The organism is Shewanella sp. 11B5 (genome assembly GCF_002836795.1).
Classification (GTDB): Bacteria; Pseudomonadota; Gammaproteobacteria; order Enterobacterales; family Shewanellaceae; genus Shewanella; species Shewanella frigidimarina.
The window spans coordinates 1-10,391 of the sequence record NZ_PJAP01000223.1 but is presented as its reverse complement, the minus strand read 5'-3'; the positions used below and the strand labels follow the sequence as shown (position 1 = coordinate 10,391).

At 43.6% G+C, this 10,391-nt stretch carries 10 protein-coding genes; 8 read left to right on the top strand and 2 right to left on the bottom strand.

Annotated elements, in window-relative coordinates:
- The 3 genes from CXF78_RS21370 to CXF78_RS02120 form a co-directional block, all read left to right on the top strand.
- Positions 1-352: hypothetical protein (locus CXF78_RS21370; protein ID WP_374702262.1), on the top strand; the 352-nt coding region annotated here is incomplete at its 5' end.
- A gap of 313 nt (positions 353-665) precedes the next feature.
- The gene (locus CXF78_RS21760; protein WP_374702264.1) at positions 666-1,346 is read left to right on the top strand and encodes a lytic transglycosylase domain-containing protein; all 681 of its coding nucleotides are present in this window, start codon (positions 666-668) and stop codon (positions 1,344-1,346) included.
- 91 nt (positions 1,347-1,437) lie between these two features.
- Complete coding sequence (locus tag CXF78_RS02120; RefSeq protein ID WP_374702263.1) at positions 1,438-2,799, top strand: M28 family peptidase; 1,362 nt, start codon at positions 1,438-1,440, stop codon at positions 2,797-2,799.
- 356 nt (positions 2,800-3,155) lie between these two features.
- Here the strand turns inward: CXF78_RS02120 and CXF78_RS02110 are convergent, their stop codons facing one another.
- On the bottom strand, positions 3,156-4,001 hold the full coding sequence (locus tag CXF78_RS02110; protein ID WP_102035831.1) for a 23S rRNA (adenine(2030)-N(6))-methyltransferase RlmJ: 846 nt from the start codon (positions 3,999-4,001) through the stop codon (positions 3,156-3,158).
- Positions 4,002-4,145: 144 nt separating this feature from the next.
- Between CXF78_RS02110 and CXF78_RS02105 the strand changes: the two genes are divergently transcribed.
- The 3 genes from CXF78_RS02105 to CXF78_RS02095 all read left to right on the top strand — a co-directional run bounded on the left by CXF78_RS02105 (position 4,146) and on the right by CXF78_RS02095 (position 6,539).
- Positions 4,146-4,907, top strand: a complete 762-nt coding sequence (locus tag CXF78_RS02105; RefSeq protein ID WP_086019814.1) for a class I SAM-dependent methyltransferase — start codon at positions 4,146-4,148, stop codon at positions 4,905-4,907.
- Positions 4,908-4,918: 11 nt separating this feature from the next.
- Positions 4,919-5,827 carry an aromatic amino acid DMT transporter YddG gene (gene yddG / locus CXF78_RS02100; protein ID WP_102035835.1) on the top strand — a complete coding sequence of 303 codons (909 nt, stop codon included), beginning with the start codon at positions 4,919-4,921 and terminating at the stop codon, positions 5,825-5,827.
- A gap of 163 nt (positions 5,828-5,990) precedes the next feature.
- Positions 5,991-6,539, top strand: coding sequence for an HPP family protein (locus CXF78_RS02095; RefSeq protein ID WP_102035830.1), 549 nt, complete (start codon positions 5,991-5,993; stop codon positions 6,537-6,539).
- 182 nt (positions 6,540-6,721) lie between these two features.
- On the opposite strand, the gene CXF78_RS02090 is transcribed toward CXF78_RS02095, so the two are convergent.
- Complete coding sequence (locus tag CXF78_RS02090) at positions 6,722-7,930, bottom strand: MFS transporter (RefSeq protein WP_011639263.1); 1,209 nt, start codon at positions 7,928-7,930, stop codon at positions 6,722-6,724.
- A 103-nt stretch (positions 7,931-8,033) separates the two neighbouring features.
- On the opposite strand from CXF78_RS02090, the gene CXF78_RS02085 reads away from it, so the two are divergent.
- Together CXF78_RS02085 and CXF78_RS02080 are read left to right on the top strand one after the other, a co-directional pair.
- Positions 8,034-8,822, top strand: coding sequence for an AraC family transcriptional regulator (locus tag CXF78_RS02085; RefSeq protein WP_102035829.1), 789 nt, complete (start codon positions 8,034-8,036; stop codon positions 8,820-8,822).
- 327 nt (positions 8,823-9,149) lie between these two features.
- Positions 9,150-10,391 (top strand): methyl-accepting chemotaxis protein (locus CXF78_RS02080; RefSeq protein ID WP_102035828.1); only part of this gene is annotated, 1,242 nt, incomplete at its 3' end.

Sequence of the window (10,391 nt, the reverse complement as noted above, 5' to 3'; positions counted from 1 at the left end):
TGACCAACAAGCCCAGTTGGAGCTACTAAAACAGTTACAGCCCGAACACGATTGGGAACAACCGATTGAAGAGTCAAATATGGCTGGTGGCTCGTTGTCTGTATCGATAGCCGCTTGGCAACAGATTGATCAAGGTTTAGAAGCATTATTAGCTACGGTGAATAAAGACAAACTGTGTGCCGATCAGCTCGCCGAATATATACAGCTAGAGCTCGACTTTGTCCACGCGGAAGACTTTTACCGTAAAGCCGTAGACGAGTTAAACAGTGGGGTTAAAATTTTTCCCGGTTCGGCAGTAGCAAAGTTCGCCCGTATCGCGCCGATGCCGATATTCGATCAAGTGCAGGAATAGTCAAATGACATGGCGTAATCGGCAGACGCTATTAGGTATCGCTACGTTGTTGGCTTGTATTTGTGTACCTATACAAGCCAAGCAAGTGGTTTCTCCTGCCGTGGAAGACGTTGAAAAGCCGCAAATTAAAGCTAAGTATATTCCTCAGCAAGCCGCAGCAAAAAAGCAGTTATCGTTACAGCAATCTCAAACTACCACCGCTGAAAATCACCCAGCGCCAACGATAGAAACATATAACGTGTTGAGTCGCCGCAACACTAAGCCTGCCGATGAGCAATCAATTAATGATCAGCTGTCGTTGAATGCTGGCTATGTGGGCGATAAACAAAAACCGCGTACGTTAACCAATAATTATTCGTTAACAAAAACGGGCTCAGTATCGAGTAAGCCTCGCGTTAAGGCCAGTTACTCCGAAAATGGTATTGTCAGTGATTTAGGCGTGGAAAAGCGTAAAGTGTTTCAATACAAGCAAACCAATGGGGTGATGGTGTTTAGCGATCAACAACCGCTGGATGCAGACTACCAAGTATTATTGTATGAATGTTTTGCATGCCGGGTCGATTCGGTTATCGATTGGTATAAAATCCCATTATTTACCTCACATTTTGCAACCGATGTGGCTTTAGCCGCGCGGCAGTATCAGCTTGATCCTGCACTTATTCGAGCAGTGATCCATGCCGAGTCAGCGTTTAAAATTGGCGCGTTATCCAAAGCTGGCGCTAAAGGCTTAATGCAATTAATGCCAGGTACCGCTAGCGATATGGACGTTGATGATCCTTTTAATGCTCAACAGAATATTCGTGGTGGCAGTCGTTATCTTGCGCAATTATTGAGCAAATTTGACGGCGACATTGACCTTGCTTGTGCGGCATACAATGCTGGTCCAACAACGGTGATGCAATACCGCGGTATACCGCCCTATCCTGAAACACAAGCTTATGTGAAGCGCGTAAAAATATTATTAAAACGCTACCAAAAAGCATTAGCCAGTTAACTTAAGGTATTTATTAATGAACCATTTAATTCATAAAGTACAACCTAAGCGGGTCAAACTCAGTCGTAACAACGGTTATTGTTTAGCGGGCATGGCTGGGTTGTTGATATTGGGCGCTGTAACCGTGCCTGCATTTGCTGCCGACAAATCATCGTTTGTAGCCCCATCACAAGAAGATGTGCGTTTATACGACATCGCTACCGCACCGCAAGCTAAGCGGATTGAACAAGATCTTCGAACCTTAGTCGGTTTTGGTACTCGGCACACTTTGTCTGATACCACATCTGACACTCAAGGTATCGGTGCTGCTAGACGTTGGATTGAGGCTGAATTTAATCGTATATCAAAAGAATGTGGTGGCTGTTTAGAAGTGGTGACCGTGGGCGACACTGTTCAAGGTAAACGAATCGAAAATCCAACCGAAGTAGTTAACGTTATCGCGATTCAGCGGGGTAAAACGGATCCTAAGCGTGTAGTGATGATGAGCGGCGACATTGATTCACGTGTTAGTGATGTGTTGGATGCTACCTCAATTTCTCCTGGTGCTAACGACAATGCATCCGGTGTGGCAGGGGCGTTAGAAGCAGCGCGAGTATTATCAAAATACCAATTTAACGGCACTATTGTTTATGCTGCATTGTCGGGCGAAGAACAAGGTTTGTATGGCGGCAATATTTTAGCTGACTATGCTAAAGCGCAAAATTGGCAGGTTCAAGCAGTATTAAATAATGACATGATTGGCAATATATCTGGCATTAATGGCGTGGTGAATAACAGTAGTGTGCGGGTGTTTTCTGAAGGCGTACGTTTTGCCGAAACCGCAGATGAAGCCAAAGAACGCTATTTTAGTGGCGGCGAAAATGATTCTGCTTCACGCAATTTAGCCCGTAAAATTAAGTCGCTAGCCGACCAGTACATGACTAATTTAGAGGTGATGCTGGTGTATCGACTCGATCGTTTTGGTCGTGGTGGGCATCATTTACCGTTTAATCAGGCTGGTTTGCCTGCCGTGCGGATTATGGAAACCAACGAGAACTATAATCGCCAACATCAAGATATTCGCGTTGAAAACGGCATTGCGTATGGCGATGTGATTGAAGGAGTGGATTTTGATTTTACCGCCAAACTGACTGCGCTTAATGCGTTAAGTTTAGCGTCACAAGCATGGGCCCCAGCGCCACCAACTAAGGTGACCATTGCAGGGCAAGTCTCACCAAGTACCACATTAAGTTGGGCCAGTACTGACGACAACACGGTTGTCGGTTATCGCGTATATTGGCGCTCAACAACGGTAGCTGAATGGACTCATAGCCGCTATGTCGGCAAGGTTAATCAGTTCACGTTAGATAATTTGGTTATCGACAATTATTTGTTTGGTGTCGCGAGTGTTGCCGCGAATGGTAATGTTAGCCCAGTGGTATTCCCTGGTGCGGCAGGCGCGTTTTTTAAGTAATGCTCAGTCATACGTCAATAAATAACATCAAGGTCGTGGCGCTTCGCCCACACCCGACCAAGAAGGGGAAAACTGCTTCCCCCTCTTGGATCTCCCCCCGCAGCTCCGACAAAGTGTTGATCCTCATAACATAATAAAAATCGCCTAACGGCTCAGATGGTACATCCATGTACCCCTGAGCCTGTGCCATCATCCATGATGTCACTACGGCATTTTCATCACGCTATTTCGGACACTTCGGACGGAGAACCATTGAGCCTGCAGGTTAATTCCATTTGAAATTTGTGTGTTATTTCAATAAAGATAGTTAGGATCTGATACGACAATAAACTCACATCTTTTGCGGGTAGAAAGTCTTACTCGCCTACTTCCCACTTTACGCTAATGCTTCCGTCGGCACCGCCTAGTAAAGGCGCTAAGTAATCTAATGCTTCTTTAGCCAATACATCCATTTGCCAAGGTGGGTTAATTACCCATAAACCCGCAGCTGTCATACCAAACTCGTCACTGTCGGCGCTAATGCCTTGCTCAATACGCAGTTGTTTCTTAATGCCACTATTTTTGAGCAGCGTTAGCATAGCTTCTGTTTGCTCACGTTTAACCACCGGATACCATAAAAGAAATGTCCCGGTAGCAAAGCGTTTGTGGGCTTTAATGATGGCTTGAGCAACATCTTGATAGTCAGTTTTCATTTCATAGCTTGGGTCAATTAATATCACCCCACGACGTTCTAATGGCGGTACAGCGGCAATTAATCCCTGTAAACCATCACCTTTAATGACTTTGACTTGTCTGTCTTCCACAAAATAATCTGCTAATAACTCATGGTCAGTACCATGCAGTTCGTGTAACACCATACGATCTTGCGGACGAAGCTCAACATCTACAATGGCCGGTGAGCCAGGGTACACGGTTAACTCGCCATCAAACTCAGCGTTAAAGTGCTGCACAGTTTCAACATAGTTGGCCAATGCAGTGGGTAAATTAGCGTGGTCCCATAGTTTGGCAACACCCTCTAAATACTCTCCGGTTTTTTGGGCGAACTCATCGGTTAATGAGTAGGCACCTGCACCTGCATGAGTATCGATATACACATAAGGTTTATCTTTTTTCTGCATCGCTTTTAATACTTGAATAAGCATTGAGTGCTTAAGTACATCGGCATAATTGCCTGCATGATAACCGTGGCGATAACTGAGCATGGGCATTTCCATTTACTAAATGAGACAGCAAAAACTGTGTAATAGCGACATTATAAGTTTTCTAGCGCGCGAGGTATAGGTGTTCACTGGTGATGGCTTTTGGCATAATGGCGTAGTTTCTTACATTGGCAGGTAATCATCTTGTTGCAGACCCCGATCTTCTTTAATCAGCAGTATCCTTCATTAGTCGACATCGCCCAGCGCTGGCAGTTGGTGTGGGACAAAGACGCCGCTTTTGAATTGCGTTTCGATCAAAACTGCTTGAGTTTGCATAAGCGTGATGAACCTAAACTCGACGGCATTAGCGTTGACTTTGTGTCTGGTGCAGTGGCGCATCGACGTAAGTTTGGTGGTGGCCGAGGTCAATCGATTGCCAAAGCTGTCGGACTAAAGCAAGGCGTAACGCCCACCGTAGTTGATGGCACCGCAGGGCTTGGCCGAGATGCTTTTGTACTGGCAAGCCTAGGTTGTAAAGTGATTATGGTTGAGCGTCATCCCGTTGTGGCGGCATTGCTTGAAGATGGTTTACGCCGCGCTTATGAAGACGCCGAAATAGGCGAGTGGATGCGCGATTTGATGAGCTTATTTCATGGTTCAAGTATCAGCGCGTTAGCCGACGCCGCTCAATCGTCTGGTACCGAGATTGATGTAGTTTACCTTGACCCAATGTACCCACACCGTGAAAAATCAGCTCTGGTTAAAAAAGAAATGCGCGTGTTCCAAACTCTTGTCGGCGCAGACTTAGATGCCGATGGACTGTTAGCACCCGCTATGGCACTCGCCACTAAGCGCGTGGTAGTAAAGCGCCCTGATTACGCAGAAGACTTGGATGGAGTTAAACCTAGTATGGTTATCGCCACCAAGAAAAACCGCTTTGATGTATATGTAAAATCCGCGATGAAATAACGGTGGGTTTGGTGTCTTATATTCGCGACAATAAGTATACGTTTTATGGCGTTATGGCCATTTTGCTGTGGAGTACCGTCACGGCATTAATCCGCGATTTATCCGAATTGTTTAGTCCCATTGCTGGCGCTGCAATGATGTATACCGTCAGTGCGCTATTTTTAATGTCGGTCATGGGAATACCCAAAATAAAAGATTACCCTAAGCGATATTTATTTATCGGCGGTGGGTTATTTGTTACTTATGAAATCTGTCTGGCATTATCTTTAGGCATGGCCAATAGCCGACTGCAAGCAATGGAAATGTCGATTATTAACTACTTATGGCCTGCGCTGACGATATTGTTAAGTGTCATGATGAGTCGTAACAAAGTGAATATTTTGGTTTACCCAAGTATTTTATTGGCATTTACAGGTGTTGCTTGGTGTATTGCTGGCGACCAGGGTATTTCACCTAGTCTGTTGTTAACTAATATTTCGGACAACCCAATAACCTATTCTATGGCCTTTTTTGCGGCATTTATTTGGGCAATTTATTGCGTAGTCACTCAAAAAATCAGTAACGGAAAAAATGCGATTGCACTGTTTTTTAGCGCGACTGCGGTAACGTTGTGGATACAATATTTTTTGAGTAACGAACCCCGCTTACACTTCACCTTACCATCAACGTTTACATTATTGTTTGCTGGCATGGTAATCGGCACCGGTTATGCTTTGTGGAACCAGGCCATTATTGGTGGAAATATTATATTGTTAGGCACGTTGTCATATTTTACCCCTGTGTTTTCGACCATGTTTGCTTCTGTTTATTTGTCTATTTCACTTACGGGATCATTTTGGCAGGGTGTAGCATTGGTCACGTTAGGTTCCCTCATTTGTTTTTTAGTCACTAGAACCAAAAAACCGTCTTTATCTCATTAATATTCACATCATTAGATCATCACGAGATCACTAAAGTAGCATTACCTTATTTCCAAGAGGATTTTGGTTGGGTGTAATTGCAATTGTGTTTCTTAAGCGCTAATTTGCTGCTCGCGAATGACATCGTCAACAATGTATTAGGCCATTTACTCGGATTAACATAATGAGATTCTATTTTACTCGCATGCGATCAAAGGACATTTGTCCTCCTAGGCAACCGCTAAAGAAAATTGTTTGGTCATGGATTGGCGCATTTTGTGGTATTTACTTAGTTGCTGGTTTAGCGTTTTATACGGCCGCTAATCCTATGGGCAGTATGTTTGTAATAGGGTCTTTTGGTGCGTCAGCTGTGTTGGTTTACGGTGCTCCGTTAGCGGAGTTTTCTCAGCCCCGTAATTTAATTGGTGGCAGCGTAATATCAGCGTTAATAGGTGTTGCGGTTTATCAAGTCTTTACTGATTATATAGTGCTAGCCTGCGCTTTGGCTGTATCGCTATCTATTGCGTTAATGTACTTGACCAGAACCTTACATCCGCCCGCTGGTGCTACAGCGTTGATTGCCGTGATTGGTGGTGAAAACGTTCATAAGCTCGGTTTTCTCTATGCCTTAATGCCCGTGTTTTTAGGTACGGTATTACTCTTGATCGTTGCGTTGGTAGTGAATAATCTTTCCACAGATCCTAAGCGTCACTATCCTGTTTATTGGGTGTAAGCATCCGGTGTGATAGGTACGATGTCGTGACCGCAACCCGTTTATCTCAATGACTTATTTTTGAGTGGCCTACCATATTTACGGCTTGATTTTATGTTGCTCAATATCGTTTTCTCAAATGAGGTTTGCTTCATTAGGATGGTGATATTAAATGCATAACTCAGTTATCAGGCCGTGTATGTTTAGTTAACCGACTTATGTAACGTGGTATTTCTGCCACCGCCTAAACCACATAATGCACATAACAATGCTGCAATAACGCATAGCCACAGTGGTCCAGTCCAACTGCTTGTTGTTGTGTGTATTGCTCCGGCCAACATAGGGCCCACTGCCGCTAATAAATAGCCCACACATTGTGACATACCAGAAAGCGATGCGGCTTGGTGCTGGTCGTCAGTGCGTAAACTAATAAACGATAGCCCTAAAATAAAACAAGCCCCAGAGCAAAACCCCAACATTATTGTCCATGCAAATGCAAAGTGTGGTACGTAGAGTAGCCCTAATGCACTGATTGCGCTGAGTACTCCAAGTAAAAAGCTCAATGCACTTTGATCTTTTAATTTAGCCAATAATGGAATTAACACTAAACCTGGCAGCGCTGTCGCAATTTGAAATGCGCCATGATAAGCACCAGCTTGTGTGGCCGAGTGACCCGTGTCAGTCAATATGTTGGGCAGCCAAGTAATAATGATATAAGTTAAAAATGAGTTTAAGCCCAGTAATAAGGTTATTTGCCATGCAAGTGCATAACGCCACACACTTTTTGACGAAGAAGATAATGGTGCAATACGAGCCGGCTTAGTGTGTTTACCTAATTGCGCCATCCACACAATTATCCCCGCGACCGTTAACATAGCCGCCGAACCAAGCGCTAATTGCCAGCCTAAACCATTGAATTGGCTTAACGGAAATACCAACGCCGAGAACCCGCCAGAAGCCACTCCCATTGTTAGCACGTAAGCCGAGGTCATTAAGGCTACTTTGGTGGCGAAATCACGTTTTATTAGGCTGGGTAATAACACGTTTGCAATCGCAATGCCGATGCCAATAATTGCCGTACCAATAAAAAGCATGGTGGATGAGTCGATAAATCGGGTGCCGATACCCAGCAATATCAAAATAAGTGCTGCAAACAGTGTGTGTTCTAACCCTTGTTTGCGGGCAAATGTCGCCGCCATTGGCGACACAATCGCAAAGGCGATAAGCGGTAATGTTGTTATAAACCCTGCTTGTGAGCCGCTTAGTCCAAAGTGATTAATAATTTGGTCCAGCACAGGAGCAATGCCGGTAAAAGGCGCACGTAAATTAGCCGCAATAAGCAAAATACCTATTACGAGTAATGCACCAGAAAATCGAGATTGCGGTTTAGTATTGTCGGTTTGTAACGTCATTAGCTGCTTTAGATTTCACTTAATAATGGTTGCTAGTATAAAGATTTGCCGAACGATATAATTTAGAGATAGTGACAATAAATAACTGAAAACTGACAAAACTATGTTTGATGCAATTGGTTGGGATGAAATCAAAAATTTTGAGTATATGAAGCAATCCATTATTGCCAAAATAGAGCATGCCTGTGCCAGCCACGAAATTCCGCTGCATACTCACCCAAAAGGTCAGTTAATCTTAGCATTGCATGGTTATGTGACTTGCGAGGTATCGGCAAAAATGTGGATGGTACCAACCCATAGCGCTATTTGGATCCCTGCGCACAAAGTCCACAGTAACCGCGCATCAGATAACGCCAAGTTGTGCCATTTATTTATCGATAGCAATATGGACGGCATGCCACAAAATACTTGTACATTAGCGATTTCGCCATTAGTGAAAGAGCTGATGTGTGAACTTGCTAGTCGCGATCAGCATTATCGCGCAAACAGTAAAACGGCACGATTAGCTCAGGTATTACACGACCAATTAATTGATATGCCGATCCAACATTTAGATTTTGTTTTGTCTAAAAATATGGTTATTCAAGCGATGAGCCAGCAATTGATAAGTCAGCCTCACGATAGAAAAACACTGCCGCAATGGGCAGAACAATTTGCCTTAACAGAGCGCACGTTAGCGCGGTTGATTAAGAAAGAAACCGGAATGACTTTTGGCAAATGGCGTACACAGCTGCATATTATTACTTCACTGCAAGCACTGTCAGATAAGCAAAGTGTGCAACAGGTGTCCGAGTTATTAGGCTATGAGTCGGTGAGTGCATTTATTACCATGTTTAAAAAAGTCATGAAAACATCACCGATGAAATACATGAACGAGTTAAATGCTTACTGATAATAAGTTTACACAAGTTAGCTAAATCGGTGCTTAGTTACAATTACTCCTTAACTAACAGCTGAGTCATGCGACAACTTCAGGTGATTTTTTGAGGAAGGTTACCAGTTTGTGGTGGTTAAGTTACAATAAGTGTCTTTTCTGGCATTTTTTGCGTGATCTAGGTGCCAATTTTGTTATTTAGAAACACCTGCTAACGACAGTCATATATTATTTCTGGTAATTGACCGAATGACATCTTCTCTTATATCAATAATTACCTGCTGAATAAGATAGGTAATGCGCCTCACTCGGTAATCACTGATCATTTTTATTGGAGATATCATCGTGAAACAAGTTGCATTTCGTTGGATAGATAAATATTTAATTAGCGTAAAGTTACATGAAAATTTTCTTGTTCTTTTTTTTACTGCTGTGCTCGCCGTTGTCGTCATGGGCATTTGTTTTGCTGACGCGGCGTCTTCACAAAGAACAATAGAAGCACAAAAACAAGTTGATGTGATTGCCCAATTGGCATCAGCGACTCAGATATCTGCATCTGATCTGGCGCCCTTACTGCAAAATACAGCGATTAATATTGGCCTTAATACTGATATTTCGGCTCAGGTTTCAGGGCAAGACTATTCATTAAGTTATGTTGATGACACTAATTTTCTGACTGGGTTAGGTTTATGGCACATCACTGCCATTAGCTTGAGTTTATTGTTGATGTTTGTTTGCTCTTATTATGTAAATACCTTCATCGGTGGCAGTCTATTCGATATTTATGGAGCATTGAAAAGGTTGGCCGAAGGGGATCTTGCATCTCGTATTGGTTATGCGCCTGCGCGTAATGAATTTAATCTGATTGCAAGAACCGTTGATAGGGTCACAGAACGTGAACATCTGTTGGTGAAAACCACTCAAGAAGCAGTTGCTTTGATCCAACAAATTAGTGCTCAGTTACGTGTGCGTAGTGATGAAAATACTCAGTTGGCCAGCGTGCAGCAAGACCGCATTGATTCGTTAGCCAGTGCAACGGAAGAAATGGCAGTGTCGATTCGAGAAGTCGCTAGCCATGCTCAAGAATCATCAACGCAAATATCGCGAGCAACGGAGAAAACCACACAAGGCCAAGCTCAGATCAAAAAAACCTTGGTTGAGATTAATCAATTAGCAGGGGAAGTACGTGGTACCTCAGTTGCTGTTGCAGAACTTGATTCTAGTGCGACTGAAATTGGTGAGGTTATTGCAACGATTAATGCCATTTCTGACCAAACCAACTTGCTAGCCCTTAATGCTGCTATTGAAGCGGCAAGAGCAGGCGAACAGGGACGTGGATTCTCAGTGGTTGCAGATGAAGTAAGAACCTTAGCGGGTAGAACTCAAGCAGCGACCGTTGAAATTCAAAAAATTATTGAAACACTGCAAACCAATAGCCGTGGTGTGATGAACGTGATGGCGAAAACGGTAAAAGAAGCCGAATCAAGCGAACAGTTAATGACAAGTGCAAGTCAAAACATTAATGACATCGCGGAGCAAAACCAGCATATTTCAGACAGAAGTTTGGAAATTGCAGCCGCTGCCGAG